The organism is uncultured Halovibrio sp., from assembly GCF_913056445.1.
GTDB classification, from domain to species: Bacteria; Pseudomonadota; Gammaproteobacteria; order Pseudomonadales; family Oleiphilaceae; genus Halospina; species Halospina utahensis_B.
This window is the reverse complement of the sequence record NZ_CAJXMA010000027.1, coordinates 1-17,926: the sequence shown is the minus strand read 5'-3', so window position 1 is coordinate 17,926 and position 17,926 is coordinate 1. Positions and strand designations below refer to the sequence as shown.

Annotated in this window: 17 protein-coding genes; 10 read left to right on the top strand and 7 right to left on the bottom strand. The window is 63.7% G+C overall.

Going from position 1 to position 17,926, the window contains the following annotated elements:
• Window position 1: 1 nt before the first annotated feature.
• The 4 genes from QZ501_RS07400 to apbC form a co-directional block, all read right to left on the bottom strand.
• Window positions 2–625 carry a DUF416 family protein gene (locus QZ501_RS07400; protein WP_151438993.1) on the bottom strand — a complete coding sequence of 208 codons (624 nt, stop codon included), beginning with the start codon at window positions 623–625 and terminating at the stop codon, window positions 2–4.
• A 16-nt stretch (window positions 626–641) separates the two neighbouring features.
• Entirely contained in the window at window positions 642–1,211 is a 570-nt protein-coding gene (gene dcd, locus QZ501_RS07395) for a dCTP deaminase (protein ID WP_151438992.1), read from the bottom strand.
• Window positions 1,212–1,284: 73 nt separating this feature from the next.
• Window positions 1,285–1,821, bottom strand: a complete 537-nt coding sequence (locus QZ501_RS07390; protein ID WP_151438991.1) for a DUF2062 domain-containing protein — start codon at window positions 1,819–1,821, stop codon at window positions 1,285–1,287.
• Window positions 1,822–1,916: 95 nt separating this feature from the next.
• On the bottom strand, window positions 1,917–3,005 hold the full coding sequence (apbC, locus tag QZ501_RS07385; protein WP_295718429.1) for an iron-sulfur cluster carrier protein ApbC: 1,089 nt from the start codon (window positions 3,003–3,005) through the stop codon (window positions 1,917–1,919).
• 143 nt (window positions 3,006–3,148) lie between these two features.
• On the opposite strand from apbC, the gene metG reads away from it, so the two are divergent.
• The 8 genes from metG to nth all read left to right on the top strand — a co-directional run bounded on the left by metG (window position 3,149) and on the right by nth (window position 11,242).
• The gene (gene metG, locus QZ501_RS07380) at window positions 3,149–5,206 is read left to right on the top strand and encodes a methionine--tRNA ligase (protein ID WP_151438989.1); all 2,058 of its coding nucleotides are present in this window, start codon (window positions 3,149–3,151) and stop codon (window positions 5,204–5,206) included.
• Window positions 5,207–5,363: 157 nt separating this feature from the next.
• Entirely contained in the window at window positions 5,364–5,945 is a 582-nt protein-coding gene (gene rsxA / locus QZ501_RS07375) for an electron transport complex subunit RsxA (RefSeq protein ID WP_151438988.1), read from the top strand.
• Between the two features lie 19 nt (window positions 5,946–5,964).
• Window positions 5,965–6,564, top strand: a complete 600-nt coding sequence (gene rsxB, locus QZ501_RS07370) for an electron transport complex subunit RsxB (RefSeq protein ID WP_198949476.1) — start codon at window positions 5,965–5,967, stop codon at window positions 6,562–6,564.
• Entirely contained in the window at window positions 6,564–8,255 is a 1,692-nt protein-coding gene (rsxC, locus tag QZ501_RS07365; protein ID WP_295718425.1) for an electron transport complex subunit RsxC, read from the top strand. The genes rsxB and rsxC overlap by 1 nt, the downstream gene beginning before the upstream one ends.
• Window positions 8,256–8,257: 2 nt before the next feature.
• Window positions 8,258–9,259 carry an electron transport complex subunit RsxD gene (gene rsxD, locus QZ501_RS07360; RefSeq protein WP_095617520.1) on the top strand — a complete coding sequence of 334 codons (1,002 nt, stop codon included), beginning with the start codon at window positions 8,258–8,260 and terminating at the stop codon, window positions 9,257–9,259.
• On the top strand, window positions 9,256–9,903 hold the full coding sequence (locus QZ501_RS07355) for an RnfABCDGE type electron transport complex subunit G (RefSeq protein WP_295718423.1): 648 nt from the start codon (window positions 9,256–9,258) through the stop codon (window positions 9,901–9,903). Before rsxD ends, QZ501_RS07355 begins: the two co-directional genes overlap by 4 nt.
• Complete coding sequence (locus QZ501_RS07350) at window positions 9,900–10,610, top strand: electron transport complex subunit E (protein ID WP_295718420.1); 711 nt, start codon at window positions 9,900–9,902, stop codon at window positions 10,608–10,610. Before QZ501_RS07355 ends, QZ501_RS07350 begins: the two co-directional genes overlap by 4 nt.
• Complete coding sequence (gene nth, locus QZ501_RS07345) at window positions 10,607–11,242, top strand: endonuclease III (protein ID WP_295718418.1); 636 nt, start codon at window positions 10,607–10,609, stop codon at window positions 11,240–11,242. The genes QZ501_RS07350 and nth overlap by 4 nt, the downstream gene beginning before the upstream one ends.
• Window positions 11,243–11,249: 7 nt before the next feature.
• Here the strand turns inward: nth and QZ501_RS07340 are convergent, their stop codons facing one another.
• The 3 genes from QZ501_RS07340 to QZ501_RS07330 all read right to left on the bottom strand — a co-directional run bounded on the left by QZ501_RS07340 (window position 11,250) and on the right by QZ501_RS07330 (window position 16,446).
• Window positions 11,250–11,825, bottom strand: a complete 576-nt coding sequence (locus QZ501_RS07340; RefSeq protein ID WP_295718415.1) for a chalcone isomerase family protein — start codon at window positions 11,823–11,825, stop codon at window positions 11,250–11,252.
• A gap of 170 nt (window positions 11,826–11,995) precedes the next feature.
• Window positions 11,996–15,175, bottom strand: coding sequence for an efflux RND transporter permease subunit (locus QZ501_RS07335; protein ID WP_295718412.1), 3,180 nt, complete (start codon window positions 15,173–15,175; stop codon window positions 11,996–11,998).
• A 26-nt stretch (window positions 15,176–15,201) separates the two neighbouring features.
• Window positions 15,202–16,446 carry an efflux RND transporter periplasmic adaptor subunit gene (locus QZ501_RS07330; RefSeq protein ID WP_295718410.1) on the bottom strand — a complete coding sequence of 415 codons (1,245 nt, stop codon included), beginning with the start codon at window positions 16,444–16,446 and terminating at the stop codon, window positions 15,202–15,204.
• A gap of 299 nt (window positions 16,447–16,745) precedes the next feature.
• Here QZ501_RS07330 and QZ501_RS07325 point away from each other — a divergent pair, with 299 nt between their 5' ends.
• Window positions 16,746–16,946, top strand: a complete 201-nt coding sequence (locus QZ501_RS07325) for a hypothetical protein (protein WP_160898033.1) — start codon at window positions 16,746–16,748, stop codon at window positions 16,944–16,946.
• A gap of 94 nt (window positions 16,947–17,040) precedes the next feature.
• A partial coding sequence (locus QZ501_RS07320) for a cation diffusion facilitator family transporter (protein WP_295718407.1) occupies window positions 17,041–17,926 on the top strand: 886 nt, incomplete at its 3' end.

Here is a 17,926-nt window from a genome sequence, read left to right as displayed (position 1 = left end):
TTCAGGATTGGTTCGCGTTCGCCCAGCGCTCCGGGACTTCCAGGCCCAGGCTGCTGACACCGTCGTTGTGCGCCATCTCGTGCAATTCATTCAGGGTTTCGCCATCCGGTGCCGGGGCACGACGCAGCGTCTCGGCCAGGGTCTTCTGGAACGATTTTTCCGCTTTCACCAGTTCATGCCCGTCGAACAGCTTCACCAGCGCGTCGTCCTCCAGCCCCTCGCCCTCGGTGACCTCGATGAAGGTGGTCACCGTCTCCAGGGCCCGGGCTGCCGCCTCAAAGGCGCGTTTCTTTTCCGGGTTCACATGGCACAGGAAGGCCTGCTCCAGCAGGTGCCAGGCATCCATGGCCGGGGCCACCCCGTAGAAATCATACTCGGCGGGGTCCGGATACACATCTTCCAGGCGGGTGAGCTGCTTCAGAGGGTCCACGTCATGGTCCTTGATGGCCAGCATCCGCCACCCCCAGTCCAGGGCATCCCGGAAGCGGTCACCCCACTCGGGTTCGGTGATCTCGGCAAAGAGCGCGTAGTTGGGGAAAGCCCTTTCAGCCAGCGCCAGTATGAAAGCGTACTGGCGCCAGCCGGTCAGGCGGTTCATTTCCCGCTGCCACTGCTTCGAGTTCATGGGCCGCTCCCGGCGTTCAGGTCTTGGGCAGGGTCACGCCACGCTGGCCCATGTACTTGCCCTTACGGTCCGCGTAGCTGGTCTCACAGACCTCATCGGACTCCAGGAACAGCATCTGGGCCACCCCTTCGTTGGCATAGATGCGCGCGGGCAGGTTGGTGGTATTCGAGAACTCCAGGGTTACCTGCCCTTCCCATTCCGGCTCCAGCGGTGTGACGTTGACGATGATCCCGCAGCGGGCATAGGTGGACTTGCCCAGGCAGATGGTGAGCACGTTGCGCGGAATCCGGAAGTACTCCACGGTCTGCGCCAACGCAAATGAATTGGGCGGGATAATGCACGATTCCCCGGAAATGTTGACGAAACTGTCCTCGTCAAAATTCTTGGGATCGACCGTGGCCGAATGAACGTTGGTGAAGATCTTGAACTCGGAGCTGCAACGCACGTCGTAGCCGTAGCTGGAGGTACCGTAGGAGATGACCTTGCCCTTGTCCGCAGTCTCCTTGATCTGACCGGGCTCGAAGGGTTCGATCATGCTGTATTCCTCCGCCATCCGGCGGATCCAGCGATCGGATTTGATGCTCATGCTGCGTCAACGTCCACGATTGGATGATTGGGATAGCCGGGAATCATACCGCAGCTGACACAGGCACCGAAAGTCAGGGACCGGAAGCCGCTCCGTTGCGGCGCTGCTTGCGCAGGCGACGGCGGGCAAGAATCCATCGCGAGAGGCCATGGGTCGCCAGATAGCCGCCCACCGCGAACGGCACGGCAACGATCAGGCTCCCGATGATGGTGAACGTCATGGTGTCCCCCGCCCGCTCGAACATCCATGAGGGGATGAAATCCATGGACACCGGCAGCAGCACGGTCAGCAGCTCACCCAACTCGTGGAACCCCCAGTAGAGCGGCGCCATGGTGATCGGATTGCTCAGCCAGGACACGGCAAAGGCCGCCGGAAAGTTGCCCCGCAGCACCACACAGCCGATGATCATGAAAATCGTCTGGAAACCCACCGTGGGCGTCAGGCCCACGAACAGACCGACGCTGACGCCACGGGCCGCCGACTCAACGCCGCCTCTGAGGCACCCGGTCACGTACAGCAGATGCCACAGACGGGGGTGGCCCACCAACCAGTTATGGCCGCGGCGTCGGAGGACCCGGTAACGGGCCTGGAGTGTGGGGAATCGTTTCATACGCCCCTGGCCAATGGATGCTGGAGACTGCAAGCGCACCGTTTATAACTCAATGGTTACCCTCCAGGCCATTAAGACTCGTTTACGACCTGTAATCAGGAACTCATTGCGGCGATGGGGGAGCTGGTATCCCGCTCCCGCTGCGACAGTGCCGCTCCCACCCGCCGGGCGAGATCAGCGTAGATCCGCGAGACTTCCGAGTCCGGTTCCGCCACCACCGTCGGGTTGCCCCCGTCAGTCTGCTCCCGGATGGTGCGGTGCAGCGGCAACTGCGCCAGAAGCGCCACATCATAGTCCGCGGCCAGGCGTTCGCCACCGTCACTGCCGAACAGCGGATCATGATGCCCACAATGGCTGCAGATGTGCGTGCTCATGTTCTCAACCACGCCCAGCACCGGGATATCCACCTTGCGGAACATCTCGATGCCCTTCTGGCCATCCATCAGCGCCATGTCCTGGGGCGTGGTGACCACAACCGCACCGGTCACGGGCACCTTCTGCGCCAGGGTCAGCTGGATATCGCCGGTGCCTGGCGGCATGTCCACCACCAGGTAATCCAGATTATCCCACAGGGTCTGCCCAACCATCTGCTGGACAGCACCGCTGACCATGGGCCCGCGCCAGATCATGGGAGTTTTATCCGTGATCATGAAAGCCATGGACATGGCCTGGATACCGTGGGCCTCAATCGGTACGAAGTATTTCTCCTGCTTCGTCTCCGGCCGGGTGCCTTCGGGGATCCCGAGCATCACCCCCACGTTCGGCCCGTAGATGTCCGCATCCAGGATGCCCACGCGCGCGCCCTCGCCCGCCAGTGCCAGAGCCAGGTTCACGGCGGTTGTGGACTTGCCCACGCCACCCTTGCCGGAGGCCACGGCGATAATGTTGCTCACCCCACCCATGGCATGCAGATCGCCCTGAGCCTTGTGGGGATGGATGTTGTGACTGGTGGTGATGCGCACATCCTCCACGCCTTCCACATCCTCGATGGCATGGGTCAGGAGCGACCGGGCACCGCCCGCGATGCCATTCCATGCATAGCCCAGCTGGACCTCAAAGGACACCGTACCGTCCTCAATGGACAGATTCCGGATGGCCCCCAGCGACAACAGGTCCTGCTTAAGATAGGGGTCCGTGTACTGGCGGATCGCCTGTTCGACCGCGCTCTGGTCAATATCCGTCATGCTGCTCCCGAAACAAAGGATTCCAATGCCTCAATGATACGCCCGGCGCGGGGGAGGCTGCCATACAGGCGGGATGAAAAAAACGCGGCTGAGCGGTATCATCGGCAACTCCAAAACCAATCACACGGAGCCAGCCAACCCCCATGAGCGAGCCGAGCGCCCATCGCCGCGACATCCTGGTCACCAGTGCCCTGCCCTACGCCAATGGCCCCATCCACCTGGGCCATCTGCTGGAGTACATCCAGAGCGACATCTGGGTGCGTTACCAGAAGCTGCGGGGGGAGAACTGCCACTATGTCTGCGCGGACGACGCCCACGGCACCGCCATCATGCTCCGGGCGGAGCGCGAGGGGATTACGCCGGAACAGCTGATCAGCCGCATCCAGGCCGAACACGAGCGTGACTTTGCCGGCTTTCTGGTCGAATTCGACAACTACTACTCGACCCATTCTGAGGAAAACCGCGAGCTGTCCTCCTACATCTACCAGAAACTGCGCGACCGCGGCCATATCGCAACGCGCAGCATCACGCAGGCCTACGATCCCGAAAAGGGCATGTTCCTGGCAGACCGTTTCATCAAGGGCACCTGTCCGCGCTGCCGCACCCCGGACCAGTACGGCGACAACTGCGAGGCCTGCGGCGCCACCTACACGCCCATGGAGCTGATTGAACCCAGATCCGCGCTCTCCGGCGCTACGCCCGAGGAGCGCGAGTCCGAGCATTTCTTCTTCACACTGCCGGACTTCGCCGACTTCCTGCGGGACTGGACCAACAGCGGCGCTCTACAGCCCGGCATGGCCAACAAACTGGCGGAATGGCTCGACGCCGGCCTGCACGACTGGGATATCAGCCGCGACGCGCCCTACTTCGGTTTCGAGATCCCGGATTCCCCCGGCAAGTACTTCTACGTCTGGGTCGATGCCCCGGTGGGCTACCTGGCCAGCTTCCAGAACCTGTGCAACCAGCGTGGCGACATTGACTTCGACCATTACTGGCGCGAAGACTCCACCGCCGAGGTCTACCATTTCATCGGCAAGGACATCGTCAACTTCCACGCCCTGTTCTGGCCGGCGATGCTCAAGACGGCCGGGTTCCGCACGCCCACGGCCATCAACTGCCACGGCTTTGTGACCGTGAACGGCCAGAAGATGTCCAAGTCCCGCGGCACCTTCATCATGGCGCGCACCTACCTGGACCACCTGCATCCGGAGTACCTGCGCTACTACTTCGCGGCCAAGCTCACCGCCGGTGTGGACGACATGGACCTGAACCTGGATGACTTCATCCAGAAAGTGAATTCGGACCTGGTGGGCAAGGTGGTCAACATCGCCAGCCGCAGCGCCGGTTTCATCACCAAGCAGTTCGAGGGCCGCCTGGGCTCTGAAATCACCGAACCGGAGCGGCTGAAGGAATTCACCGACGCCGCCGAAGAGATTGCGGGCTATTACGAGGAACGGGAAATCGGCCGCGCCATGAAGCGTGTGATGGAACTGGCCGACCGGGCCAACCAGTACGTGGACGAGCAGAAGCCCTGGGTCCTGGCCAAGGACGAGACCACCCGCGACCAGGTCCAGGCCATCAGCACCAATGCGCTGAACATGTTCCGCATCCTTATGACCTACCTGGCGCCCGTGCTGCCGGAAACTGCGCGCAACGCGGAGGCTTTCCTCAACACCAGCCTGGACTGGCGCCGGCTTGAGGATCATCTGCTGGATCACGGAATCAACAAGTTCAAGCCGCTGATGAAGCGCATCGACTCCAAGCAGATTGAGGCCATGCTCGAAGCCTCGAAAGAAGACGTGGCCCAGGATCAGCAGACCACCCAACAGCCCGCACAATCGCAGAAGGAGACCCCGGACGTGGAGCCCATTGCCGACCAGATCGAGTTCGATGACTTCGCGAAGGTGGACCTGCGGGTGGCCAAGATTGAGAACGCCGAGCATGTTGAGGGCGCGGACAAGCTGCTGAAGCTGACACTGGATATCGGGGCGGAAGAGCGCCAGGTGTTTGCGGGCATCAAGACGGCCTACGCACCTGAGGACCTGATCGGGCGGCTGACGGTGATGGTGGCGAACCTGAAGCCGCGGAAGATGAAGTTCGGGGTGTCCGAGGGGATGGTTCTGGCGGCCGGGCCCGGGGGTGAGGATATCTGGCTTCTGGCTCCCGACTCCGGGGCGACGCCTGGGTTGCGGGTTATGTAGTCTCTGGACTGCGGCGTTGGTTGCAGGGCGGGGTTGGGGGCCTCTTTACGGGAAGCTATGGAGCCATGGATGGCGGAATAGCAGCCTACAGGGACGTACTCGTGGCGATTCCCGGAAGGAACCACCCGACCCCCTCCCCACGACAAAGCGGAAGCCGATGACTGAATACCTTCTGATACTGATCAGCACCGTCCTGGTGAACAACTTCGTGCTGGCCCAGTTCCTGGGGCTGTGCCCCTTCATGGGCGTCTCCAACAAACTGGAGACCGCCATGGGCATGTCCATGGCCACCACCTTCGTGCTGACACTGGCCTCCGTGTGCAGCTATCTGGTCAACACCTGGATCCTCGAACCCCTGCAGGTCGAATACCTGCGCACCATCAGCTTCATCCTCGTCATCGCCGTGGTCGTGCAGTTCACCGAGATGGCCGTTCGCCACACCAGCCCCCTACTCCACCGGGTACTGGGCATCTTCCTGCCGCTGATCACCACCAACTGTGCCGTGCTCGGCGTGGCACTGCTCAACATCCAGGAGAAGAACAGCTTCCTGGAATCCGTACTCTACGGCTTCGGCGCCGCCGCCGGTTTCTCGCTGGTGCTGGTGCTGTTTTCCGCCATGCGCGAGCGCATCGCCGCCGCCGACGTGCCCCAGCCATTCCAGGGCGCCGCCATCGGCATGATCACCGCCGGCATCATGTCACTGGCCTTCATGGGTTTCACCGGCATGGTGCAGGTGTGAGAGGGTTACCGGCATGTGGATGAACCTGCTCCTCGCCATCGCGACCCTGCTGCTGCTGGCCGGCGCCTTCGGAGCCCTGCTGGGGTATGCGTCCGTGCGCCTGCGTCGGGATGACGACTCCCTGGTGGAGCAGATCGACGCGGTGCTGCCCCAAACCCAGTGCGGGCAGTGCGGTTACCCCGGCTGTCGCCCCTATGCGGAAGCCATCGCCGAGGGCGACGCCATCAACAAGTGCCCGCCCGGCGGCGAAGCGACCATCCAGAGCCTGGCCAACCTGCTGGATGTGGAACCGCAACCGTTGGATGCCGAACATGGCGAGGAGCAGCCCAAACGGGTAGCCTACATCCGCGAGGCCGAGTGCATCGGCTGCACCAAGTGCATCCAGGCCTGCCCGGTGGACGCTATCGTGGGTGCGCCCAAGTTCATGCACACCGTGATCGAGAGCGAATGCACCGGCTGTGACCTGTGCGTGGACCCCTGCCCCGTGGACTGCATCGACATGATTGAAGTCGCCCGAGGCATCGATGACTGGGTGCCGCCTCACCCCGCGGACCGGCCACTGACCCATGACGGTCCTGTGATCGCCACGGACCAGCGCCCGGCGGAGGCCTCCGCCTGATGGGGACGCAATTCGACTTTCCCGGCGGCATTCATCCACCGGACAACAAACTTCGGTCGCTGCAGACACCGATCCGCCAGGCGCCACTGCCGGATCGGTTGACTGTGCCGCTGCGCCAGCATCGCGGCGACCCCGGGCGGGTGGTGGTAGCCGTTGGTGACCACGTACTGACCGGACAGCCACTGAGCGAAGGCCAGCCGGGACGCTCGGTTCCGGTGCATGCGCCCACCTCCGGAACCATCACGGCCATCAAGTCGCACGAAGTGCCTCATGCCTCAGGGCTGGAAGAGACCTGTATCCTCATTGAGGCGGATGGCCGCGACCAGTGGTACAAGCTGGCGCCCTGCCCGGACAGCGCCAGTACCGCCGAACGCTACGACCACCTGCACCGGACAGGCGTTGTTGGGCTCGGTGGTGCCGGTTTCCCGACCCGCGACAAACTCCAGAGCGCAGAGGCAGCGCCAGACGTCCTGATCCTCAATGGCGCCGAGTGCGAGCCCTACATCACCGCCGACCAGGCCCTGATGCGTGAACGGCCGGACTCGGTAGTGGCCGGGGCCCTGGCCCTGTGGCGACTGGTGGGGGCGGGCCGGTGCCTGATTGGCATCGAGGACAACAAGCCGGATGCCATTGAGGCGCTCAGACAGTCGGCCGAGGGAACCAGCGTCGAGATACGGGTTGTCGCCACGCGCTACCCCTCCGGCGGCGAGCGCCAGCTGATCCAGCTGCTGACCGGCCTCGAAGTACCCTCCGGCGGCCTGCCCGCTGACGTGGGCGTGCTCTGCCAGAACGTCGCCACGGCGGTCGCCGTGGACCGCTCCCTGCGTCTGGGCGAACCGGTCATCCAGCGCATCACCACCCTCACGGGCGAGGCGCTGGCCCGGCCCGGTAACATCGAGGCCCGCATCGGAACGCCCCTGGACCACCTGCTGTTCGAAGCAGGGCTGGATCCCCAGCGCCTGCACCGGCTCATCATGGGCGGGCCGCTGATGGGGTTCGACCTGACCACGACCGGCCTGCCCCTGATCAAGACCGCCAACTGCCTGATCGCGGGCACCGCCGGGGAATTCCCGGACCCGCCGATCCCGCAGCCGTGCATCCGCTGCGGCCTGTGCGAACAGGCCTGCCCCGTGGATCTGCTGCCCCAGCAGCTCTACTGGTTCGCCAGCGCCGGTGAGCACCGCAAGGCCGAGCACTTCGACCTGTTCGACTGCATCGAGTGTGGCGCCTGCGACTGGGTCTGCCCCAGCCACCTGCCCCTGACGGAGTACTACCGACACAGCAAGGGCGTGCTGCGCCAGGAACAGAAGGAGCAGGCGGAGGCGGATCATGCCCGCCAGCGGTTTGAGGAACGCCAGGCCCGACTGGAACGGGAACAGGCGGAACGCGAGGAACGTCGCCGGGCGCGCCAGCAGGCCCGGGAACAGCGCCACAACGTGGCGCCCGCAGAGGCATCCGAAGCCGCTACCGCAGCAGCGACCTCACCGACGGCGCCCGGCCCGGACCGTGAAACCCTGATCCAGCGCCGGGACCAGGCCCGACAGAAAGTCGAGGAGGCGCAGGCACAACTGGCCGAGGCCCGGGAGCAGACCCCGGAAGCCGTACCCAAGCTGGAACGGGCCCTGAACAAGCACCAGAAACGCCTGGACGCCGCCGAGAAAGCGCTCAGCGACGCACAGGAGGATACCTGAGCATGCTGACCACCCAGCGGATCATGCTCTGGGTCATGGCGGCCACCCTGCCCGGCCTGCTGGCGCTCATCCACTTCTTCGGATGGGGCGTGCTGATCAATGTGCTCTGGTGCATGGGCATTGCCATGGCCACCGAGGCCCTGATCCTCTGGATTCGCGCCCGCCCGGTCCAGCACACCCTCATGGACGGCAGTGCCGCGCTGACCGGCCTGCTTCTGGGCCTGTCCCTGCCGCCACTGCTGCCCTGGTGGATCGCGCTGGTGGCCACCGCCAGTGCCATCATCCTGGCCAAGCACCTCTATGGCGGGCTCGGAAGCAACCTGTTCAACCCCGCCATGGTGGGCTACGCCCTGGTTCTGGTGAGCTTCCCGGAAGCCATGAGCACGCGCTGGGCGCTGCCGCTGTCACTGCAGGAGACACCGCTCAGCCTCCTGGACAGCCTGTCCGTGTTCACCGGCCTGGGTTCGACCTCCGTGGACGCCTTCACCGGCGCCACGCCCTTGGATGACTACAAGCATGCCATTGACGGTGCCATCGCCAGCCAGGTTACCACCGCGCCCATCTACGGCGATCGGGTCGCCCTGGGCTGGGAATGGGTCAACCTGGGCTTTCTTGCCGGTGGCCTGCTGTTGATCCAGCGCCGGATCATCACCTGGCACATTCCGGTCAGTCTGCTCGGGGCATTGACCATCATGGCCCTGCTGTTCGGTTATGACCCGGACCAGTCCGTGCCCCTGAGCCTGCACCTGCTGGCCGGCGGCACCATGCTGGGCGCCTTCTTCATCGCCACCGACCCGGTCTCGGCCGCCACCTCCAACCGCGGCAAACTCTGGTACGGCGCCGGCATTGGTGTGCTGCTCTACACCATCCGAGCCTGGGGCAGTTACCCGGACGCAGTCGCCTTCGCCGTGCTGCTGATGAACCTGGCCGTGCCCTTCCTGGACTATTACACCCGGCCGCGGACACGAGGCCATAAACGTGCGGGGCGGGGGGTGCCGTCATGAGCGAGGCACTCCAGGCCATCCAGCGCAATGCCCTGGGACTGGGCCTGTTCGCAGCCCTGACGGCCGGGGCCATTGGCGTCACCCAGATCCTCACCGCCGAGCGCATCGAGCAGCAGCGCGAACTGGCGACCGCAAGGGCCCGCGCTGCCGTGCTGCCGGACGATGTGTCCCTGACAGCCGGGGCCACCCGTCCGATCACTCTGCCACGGAACGACGTGACCGGTATCCGTGGAGGCGCCGAGGCCATACGGGTCACTCCCGGCGACGCCGATCCCATCCTGATCCTTCCGGTCACGGCACCGGATGGTTACTCCGGCCGCATCGAGCTGATCCTCGGCATCCGGGCAGATAGGACGCTCACGGGCGTACGCGCCACCGACCACCAGGAGACCCCGGGGCTGGGCGATGCCATCGAAGTGGCGAAGAGCAACTGGATACTGGATTTCAATGGCCGCTCACTGGACAATCCAAACCCTGAACAATGGCGCGTTGGCCAGAATGGTGCCTTTGATGCCCTGAGCGGAGCCACCATCACCAGCCGCGCCGTCGTGGATGCCGTCAAACGCGGGCTTACATTCACGGCCGCGCATCACGACCGTCTGTTCAACAGCGAAGGCGGGGAAACGGGAGCCGGAACACCATGAGTACAGGTGCCAACCAGATCATCCGAGACGGCCTCTGGCACAACAACCCGGCGCTGGTTCAGTTGCTGGGCCTGTGCCCTCTGCTGGCGGTCACCAACACGGTGGTCAATGCCATTGGCCTGGGCCTGGCCACGCTGATGGTGGTCACCTGCTCCAACATGGCGGTGTCGCTTATCCGCAACCGGGTAACCGACTCCATGCGCCTGCCCGCCTTCGTGATGATCATCGCCGCCCTGGTGACCTGTACCGAGCTGATCATGCAGGCCTATGCCTATCGGCTCTACCAGATCCTGGGCATCTTCATTCCCCTTATCGTCACCAACTGCGCCATCCTGGGCCGAGCCGAGGCCTTCGCCAGCCGTAACCCCCTGCCCAAGGCAACCCTGGATGGCCTGATGACCGGACTCGGGTTTCTCGCCGTCCTGGTGCTCCTGGGGGGAATGCGCGAACTGGTGGGCTACGGCACGCTTCTGGCGGACGCCCACCTGCTCTTCGGCGAGGCCGCCCGGGGCTGGACACTGACGGTCTTCCCGGACTACCGGCAGGCGCTGATCGCCGTTCTTCCCCCCGGTGCCTTCATCGGCCTGGGCCTGATCATCGCACTCCGGAACCGCATCGATCACCATATCCAGCAACAGCAGCAGGCCCGCCAGGCGCCCGTGGAAAGCGGGCACAAGCGGGTCCGCGTAACGGGGACATTCTCATGAACGACGCCAAGCGTGAAGCCATCTTCGCCCGCCTTAAGGAAGCCAACCCCGCGCCCACCACGGAGCTGAACTTCAGCTCCCCGTTTGAGCTGCTGGTGGCCGTAACGCTTTCCGCCCAGGCCACTGACGTAGGCGTTAACAAGGCAACGGCGAAACTGTTCCCCGTCGCCAACACGCCGGAGGCGATCCTGGAACTGGGGGAAGAGGGCCTGAAGGAGTACATCAAGACCATCGGGCTCTACAACAGCAAGGCCACGAACATCATCAAGGCCTGCCGGATGCTGGTTGATAAGCACGATTCGCAGGTACCACAGACCCGCAAGGAGCTGGAAGCGTTACCGGGCGTCGGCCGCAAGACCGCCAATGTGATCCTGAACACCGCGTTTGATCAGCCCACCATGGCGGTGGACACGCACATCTATCGGGTGGCGAACCGGACCGGCATCGCGCCCGGCAAAAACGTTCGGGAAGTGGAAGACAGGCTGATGAAACGCGTCCCGAAGGCGTACCTCAAGGACGCGCATCACTGGCTGATCCTCCATGGCCGCTACACCTGCCTGGCGCGGAAGCCACGCTGCGGCAGCTGCGTCATCGAGGATCTGTGCGAGTACAAGGAGAAAACGGTCGACTGAGACCGTTTTACTCGCCGCCCATCATGGCCGTTTTCACGCTTTCCTGGGCCGGAACCTCGCCAAGCCAGATGCCGAAGACAGCCTTCTTGAAATCCATGCCGCCGTCCACTGTGCCGATGCGGTCACCATTCTTGAAACCAACAATCCCTTCTTCGGGGATATAGGTGATCTTGAACTGGTCGCCTTCCTTGATCTCTTCCTCGAACAGGCTCATGAACGAATCAATATCGTCCTGGATCGGCTCCATGTTGCCACCGGTGGCATTGTTGAAGCCTTCCATGGTCGCTTCGGTCATGTTCTCGCTGTTGATCATGCCCGAGATGATGTCCAGCTGGATCGCCATGGGCTGATCCGCCTCAACAATCGCCTGGGCGCTGTCGAATGCCTGCGGCAGGTAGAGTGACCCCACATACAGGCTCATGAACCACTTGGAGCGCACGCCAGCACCATTCAGGCTGAGTTCGTTATCGGCAACCTTGATGGTCCCCGGCAGCTCAACGCCCTCAACGGTCATCTCCTGAGCCTGGGCCGTCATCGCTAAGGCGCACAGCAGCGCAAACGCGAAGGTCAGCATCTGTTTCATGAACACGTCCTCTTGTTGTATCGGTTTTCAGATGGTGCCCGGAGTCTACCATCGCGGATAGCCTCCAAATGCCCATCAGTTCTCAACGCGTTGGCATTTTTGGCCATCGGGGAACGGCCCGCAATGACCCACACGCGCTCCTTCCCCGTCCGTGGGGCAAGGACGCGCATTCAATCGCCAGGGCTCGGCGCTGTTTTCTCCGCGAACCAGCGGTACAGCGCTGGTATCACCACCAGGGTCAGCAGCGTGGACGTCAACAGGCCACCCACCACCACCGTGGCCAGCGGGCGCTGGACGCCGCTGCCGGTGCCTGTGGCCACCAGCAGCGGCAGCAGCCCCAGGGAGGTGGTCAGCGCCGTCATCAGAACCGGCCGCACCCGCAGGCAGGCCCCCTGTATTGAGGCCTCATCCAGGTTCATCCCCTCGCGTACCAGCTGATTCAGGTAGGTGACCAGTACCATGCCGTTCTCCAGCGCAATGCCGAAAAGGGCAATGAATCCCACCGATGCGGGGACCGACAGGTTCTGGCCGGAAACCCAGAGCGCGGCGACACCACCCACCAGTGCCAACGGGATGTTGAGCAGGATCAGCAGGGTGCTGCGCACCGACCGGAAGCTGATGTAGAGCATCAGGCAGATCAGGGCGAGCGTCACCGGGATCACGATCGCGAAGCGCGCATTGGCCTTCTGCTGCAGCTCATACTGGCCGCCCCACTCGAGCAGATAGCCCGCAGGCAGTTCCACCCGGTCACGGATCGCCTCACGGCCGGCTTCCACGAAGCTGCCGATGTCCCGACCCTCCACGTTGGCCTGTACCGTAATGTAGCGCTGGGCGTTTTCACGACTGATCTGGCGCGGGCCGGTGATCTTCTCCAGTTCCGCCAGCTGGCTCAGGGGCACCTCGGCGCCACCAGGGGCCTCGATCAGGATATTGCTCATCGCCTCCAGGTCCTTCCGGTCCTGTTCCTGGTAGCGGACATAGACATCGAAGCGCCGTACCCCCTCGAAGATCTGCCCCGCCGCAGTTCCGCCGACGGCATTACGGATGCGCTTCTGCACACGCTCCATGCTGATGCCATAGCGCGCCAGGGCATCCCGGTCCGGCCGGATACGCACCTGCGGAGCGCCAATCACCTGATCCGCCCGGACATCGGCGGCGCCCGGCACCTGCCGTAATACCGCGGCGATTTCATCCGCCTTCTGCTTCAGGGTATCCAGATCATCCCCGTACAGTTTGACGGCCAGCTCGGACTTCACACCGCCCACCAGTTCATCCACGGAAAGCTGGATCGGCTGGGTCATGTTGGTCATGATGCCGGGCATACCGTCCAGCTTCTCCCGGATGGCCTGCTCGATCCCCGCCTGGGACTCATAGCCGTATTTCTCCCACTGCGACCGGGGCTCCAGCACGACCAGTGAGTGCACAGTGTTGATGGGGTCGGCGTGGGCCCCCACCTCGCCACGCCCCACCCGGCTGACGACCTTCTTCACCCCGGGCACACTGAGCATCCGTTTCTCCGCCAGCATGGTGTTGCGTTTCGACTCACTGAGTGAAATGGAAGGCGCCATGGTCAGGTTCACAATCAGATCCCCCTCGTCCATCCGCGGCGCGAACTCCGAGCCCAGCTGAGGGAACAGTGCCGCCCCTGCGCCAAGAAGGCCCACGGCAAGCAGCACCGCCAGGGAACGCCGGGCAATGAAGAAACGCAGCAGAGGGCGATAGAGCACCAGGATCCACTGGACAACCAGGGATTCACGCCGGTAGCCATGATCTTCCGACTCCCTGGCAATCGGCCTGGACGGGACAAGACGGTGCCACCAGCGTTCTGGCCCATCACCGGCATCCGCCTTCGGCCGGCGCATCATCAAGCTGCCCAGTACCGGCGTCATGAACAGCGCATAGGCCAGCGAACCAACCATGCCCAATGCCACTGTGTAGGCCAGGGGCCGGAACGTTTTGCCCGCCACGCCGGTCAGCGTGAACAACGGCAGGAAGACGATGATGATGATCGCAATGGCGAACAGAATGGGCGCGGCCACCTCGCGGCATGCCCGGGCCACGACCTGCAGTCGGGGTTCGTAGCTTTCCGCCTCATGCAGGTGGCGGTCGATGTTCTCGACCATCACGATGGTGCCGTCCACCATCAGTCCAATGGCGATGGCCAACCCACCCAGACTCATCAGGTTCGCGGAAAGTTCAAACCAGTACATCCCGACGACCGCGAAAAGCACCGAGAATGGAATGGCCGCTGCCACCACCACGCTGGGCCGGAAACCACCCATGAATACAAACAGCACCAGCACCACCAGCACGATCCCCTGGAAGAGTGCATCCGAGACCGTATCCACGGCGTTCTGGACCAGGGTCTTCTGCTCGTAGTAAGGCACGATCTTCACGCCCTCGGGCAGGCTCTTCTGGATGGCCTCCATGCGCTGCTCCACCCGCTCAATCACCTCAGAGGTGTTGGCACCGTAGAGCTTGACCACCATCCCTGAGACCACTTCCTTCTCACCATTGAGGGTCTGCAGGCCCTGGCGGACCTCGCCACCAATCTCAACACGGGCAATATCCGACAGCCGAACCGGGGTGCCGTCGACCGTCTTGACGGTGATCCGTTCCAGGTCCCTGATGCCCTTGGCCAGCCCCTCGGAACGGACCACAAACTGTTCACCGCCCTCCTCCAGAAACTGTGCCCCCACGTTGAGGTTGCTGGAACGCACCCGCTCGATGACATTCTGGAGGTCCAGATCATAGCGCTGGAGCGCATCCGGGTTGACGTTCACCTGGTACTGCTTCTTGTACCCGCCAATCCCGAGCACTTCGGTAACGCCACGCACCGTCTCCATCTTCGGCTTGATCAGCCAGTCCTGGATGGTACGCAGCTGGGTCAGGCTGTACTCGTCCCCGGGAGCATCCAGGTAGTAGTAGAGAATCAGGCCCTGGCCGCTCGCAATGGGGCCCATTTCGGGTTCTCCGAAGCCTTCCGGAATGTTTTCACGGGCCTTCTGAAGGCGTTCGCTGACCAGCTGGCGCGCGTGGTAGATGTCCGTGCCGTCCTCGAAGTAGACACTGACCACCGAGAGCCCGAAATTCGAGTTGCTGCGTATTTCCCGCACCTTCGGCAGCCCCGTCATGGCCTGCTCCACGGGGTAGCTCACATAGGTCTCCACCTCCTCGGGGGCGAGGCCGTCAGTCACCGTGAAGACCTGTACCAGCGTCGGCGAGACGTCCGGCACAGCGTCCACGGCCAGTTTCTGCCAGCTCCAGATCCCTGCAGCCAGCACCAGTACCCCCAGCAACACCATCAGCAGGCGATTGCGGAAGGCCATGTCCATCAGTCGTTCAATCATGATCGCTCACCTCTGCCGCAGCCGGCTCAATGGGAATGTCCGGCATGCTTAAGCTGGGCACGCCCGGCCTCGGCCTTGAGAGTGAAGGTGTTGGTGGCGGCGTAGCGCGTGCCGGCATCCAGCCCTTCACGGATGATCACGCGGCTGCCGGCACTGATCCCGGTTCTGACCGGTTGGCGCCGGAAGCCATGATCGGTGCGAACGAAGACATGGGGCTGGTCATCAAGCCGCTGGATGGCACTGGCAGGCACCACCACGTCCGCCTCAAGCTCGCGCACGGTCACCTCACCGGTCACGAACTGGCCCGGGTACCACTGGCCGTCGCTGTTATCCAGAACCACCCGGGCGCTGGCCGAGCGGCTGTCTTGCGCCATGCGGGGTGTGATATAGCTGATGGTGCCGCTGGCCCGATTGCCGCCTTCGCTGGCACTCACCTCCACGACCTGCCCCGGCCGGATTTCGCCCAGGCTGCGCGGGAAGACACTGAATTCCGCCCAGACCTGATCGCGGCGGGCAATGACGAACGGCGGGTCATCACGATCCGTATCGACGCGCTCACCTCGGGTCAGGTGCTGCTCGATAATGGTCCCGGACGCCGGTGCCCGGAGCTCATAGCGGGCGAGGCTGTCACTGCCCTCAGTATCCAGCTCCGCAACCGCCTGCGGCGCCATCCCCAGTGCTTCAAGCCGCCGCCTTGCCAGGGTCATCCGTACCCGCGCTTCCTTCAGGGCCTGGCGGGCCCGCTGGAGTTCCGCCTCGGAAACAGCGCGGTCCTTCGCCAGCTGCTGCGTACGTTCGAAATCCGCCTGTTCCAGCTCCAGGCGTGCCTGACGGGACAGATACTGGGAACGTGCCTCCGCGAGTTCGGTGCTGGACAGAACCGCCAGAACCTCGCCCTTTTCCACCCTGTCCCCGGTGTAGCGCCGGACCTTCTCCGCACGGCCCGCGACACGGGGAGTGACATGGGTCATCAGGGCCTCGTCGAACCGGATCTCACCGGGAAGAGTGCGGGTGATGGCCAGCTGGCCCGGAGCAGCCCGGCGCACCTCTATACCGAATTCGTGGATCACCTCATCATCAAGGGCTATCCCCTTGCCGCTCTTGTGATCCCGGTGTCCTCCGTTTTTGTTGTCCTTGTGCTCCTCATGGTCACCATGATCCCCGTGGTTCCCGCTGTGATCCTCCGCCCCATGCTCCCCGCAACCGGAAAGCATCAGGACAGACAGTAGCACCGCCGCAAACGGAACGGCGCCGGATGACGTAATACGCATGCTTTAGACTCCTGCTTCCACGCGCCCGCTGCTGCGGACGATCGTTCGGCTCATGCACGGATAGGGGCCCGTGCGCGCTCTCAGGTCAGCAGAAGGTGGGGAGGATCGCGGGGCTGGGGCAGGCAGTAGCGTGGGGGTGACGGGCCCGTGCAGCGTTCCCGTGGCTGCCTGATCCAGCGGGAGACGAGCGGCGCCGCCGCTATGAAAAACGCACCTGCGAGCGGCAGGGGCGGCGTATCGCCGAGGGTATCCGGAATCAGGCCATCCGGGACCAGGTTATGCTGATCGGCATGCCAGACATGCGCGAAATCCCCGTGAACAGCGCCCTGCGGCGCCCCATCATGCTCGCCCAGTACGTGGTGGTGCACCGCCGTGCCCAGAAGCACCTGGGCGACGAGCAGGAGCATCAGCCCTGTAACGGCCACACCGTGAGGGAGACGCCGTGGATGGAATCCTTGAAGGTGATCCAGCATGGATTGGAACCGGAACCTGATACGTGAATGGCGCCGATGCTAGAGGCCCCCGGCCCGGCTTGCAAGACCTTGGCCGTTAGCCGAGGATAACAGCGCCTGTCACCCATCGGAGCCAGTCGACATGAGCCACGAGCACCATCACCCACACACTGGCGATGGCCGCGTCATAGGAGCCATCATCGCCAACCTCGTGCTGACCCTGGGCCAGGTCCTTGGCGGTATACTTTCGGGCAGCCTGGTACTCATCGCCGATGCCCTGCACAATTTCTCGGACATGGCCTCCATGGTCATTGCCCTGGTCGCGCGGCGCATTGCACGGCGCCCCGCCGATCCCGCGATGACGTTCGGGTACCGCCGGATCGAAACCGTCGCAGCCCTGGTCAATTACACCTCCCTGATCCTGATCGGGCTCTACCTGGCTTTCGAAGGCGGCATGCGCCTTCTGGATCCACCCGAGGTCGGCGGCGGCACCGTCATCGCCCTGGGCGTACTGGCCCTGGTGGTGGATACGCTCACTGCCATCCTGACAGGCTCCATCCGGCAGGGCGGCGCCAACATCCGCGCCCTCTTCCTGCACAACCTCAGCGATGCCCTGACGTCAGTGGCCGTGGTGGTCAGTGGTGTGCTCATCGTGCTGTACGGCTGGCGCCTGATCGATCCACTGATCACCCTGCTCATAGCGGGTTACATCCTCTGGCTCTCAGCCACCGAGGTTGGCGGAGTGATCCGGGTGCTGATGCTGGGCAGCCCACCGGAGATTGATACCGAGGCGGTACTCGACTGCATCCGGGGACTCGCAGGCGTGGAGGACATCCATCATGCGCATTTCTGGCTGATGGAGGAGAGCAGTGCCGCCCTGGACACGCACGTGGTGGTGGCCAACGACGCGTGGCCGGAACAGCAGGTTATCAAGGCCCGGATCAGGAAGGAACTGGCATCCCGCTTCGGGATCCATCATGCAACACTGGAGCTGGAACCCTCCAGCGAGCAGCACGAGGGTGCCAGCC

Excerpts from the sequence above, each read along its gene's own strand:
- QZ501_RS07400 (WP_151438993.1), bottom strand. The coding sequence starts at position 625 with ATGAACTCGAAGCAGTGGCAGCGGGAAATGAACCGCCTGACCGGCTGG.
- dcd (WP_151438992.1), bottom strand. The coding sequence starts at position 1,211 with ATGAGCATCAAATCCGATCGCTGGATCCGCCGGATGGCGGAGGAATAC.
- QZ501_RS07390 (WP_151438991.1), bottom strand. The coding sequence starts at position 1,821 with ATGAAACGATTCCCCACACTCCAGGCCCGTTACCGGGTCCTCCGACGC.
- apbC (WP_295718429.1), bottom strand. The coding sequence starts at position 3,005 with ATGACGGATATTGACCAGAGCGCGGTCGAACAGGCGATCCGCCAGTAC.
- metG (WP_151438989.1), top strand. The coding sequence starts at position 3,149 with ATGAGCGAGCCGAGCGCCCATCGCCGCGACATCCTGGTCACCAGTGCC.
- rsxA (WP_151438988.1), top strand. The coding sequence starts at position 5,364 with ATGACTGAATACCTTCTGATACTGATCAGCACCGTCCTGGTGAACAAC.
- rsxB (WP_198949476.1), top strand. The coding sequence starts at position 5,965 with ATGAACCTGCTCCTCGCCATCGCGACCCTGCTGCTGCTGGCCGGCGCC.
- rsxC (WP_295718425.1), top strand. The coding sequence starts at position 6,564 with ATGGGGACGCAATTCGACTTTCCCGGCGGCATTCATCCACCGGACAAC.
- rsxD (WP_095617520.1), top strand. The coding sequence starts at position 8,258 with ATGCTGACCACCCAGCGGATCATGCTCTGGGTCATGGCGGCCACCCTG.
- QZ501_RS07355 (WP_295718423.1), top strand. The coding sequence starts at position 9,256 with ATGAGCGAGGCACTCCAGGCCATCCAGCGCAATGCCCTGGGACTGGGC.
- QZ501_RS07350 (WP_295718420.1), top strand. The coding sequence starts at position 9,900 with ATGAGTACAGGTGCCAACCAGATCATCCGAGACGGCCTCTGGCACAAC.
- nth (WP_295718418.1), top strand. The coding sequence starts at position 10,607 with ATGAACGACGCCAAGCGTGAAGCCATCTTCGCCCGCCTTAAGGAAGCC.
- QZ501_RS07340 (WP_295718415.1), bottom strand. The coding sequence starts at position 11,825 with ATGAAACAGATGCTGACCTTCGCGTTTGCGCTGCTGTGCGCCTTAGCG.
- QZ501_RS07335 (WP_295718412.1), bottom strand. The coding sequence starts at position 15,175 with ATGATTGAACGACTGATGGACATGGCCTTCCGCAATCGCCTGCTGATG.
- QZ501_RS07330 (WP_295718410.1), bottom strand. The coding sequence starts at position 16,446 with ATGCGTATTACGTCATCCGGCGCCGTTCCGTTTGCGGCGGTGCTACTG.
- QZ501_RS07325 (WP_160898033.1), top strand. The coding sequence starts at position 16,746 with ATGCGCGAAATCCCCGTGAACAGCGCCCTGCGGCGCCCCATCATGCTC.